At 28.6% G+C, this 388-nt stretch carries 1 protein-coding gene; it reads right to left on the bottom strand.

Annotated elements, in window-relative coordinates:
• Positions 1-8: 8 nt before the first annotated feature.
• Positions 9-388, bottom strand: a 380-nt coding sequence (locus ACYQ0O_RS13170; RefSeq protein WP_459893807.1) for a hypothetical protein, incomplete at its 5' end; no start/stop codon positions are given.

A 388-nucleotide genomic window follows, 5' to 3' on the forward strand; every position in this document is an offset into this window, starting at 1 on the left:
AGAGAGGATTAAAAATGCAGTTCAATAGTATTAAGGCTAAAAAATGGATTTACACAGATTATGTTACAGGCTCGAGTAGACAAAAGTTTTATTATTAATGCTTTAAAACTTTCTGGTTTCTCTTGTATAATAAAACTTTCTATCTCTTCCCAAAGTGAATACATCTGGGGTTTTAATTGTTTTCTAGGTTTAGTTACAACATCAATTCCACCTTCTTTCCTCAAAATATCATTATCTTCATAAACAGCTCTAATAATATGTCTTTTTTTATTATCTCGTTCAGTAACCAGATTATGTATTCCTTCCTTTGTTAACATATATTCAACAATTGGAATGCGATGAGATTTGAATTTACTGAGTTTTTTATCTGTTAATTCTTGTCTGTTTA

Source organism: Desulfothermus okinawensis JCM 13304, assembly GCF_054654515.1.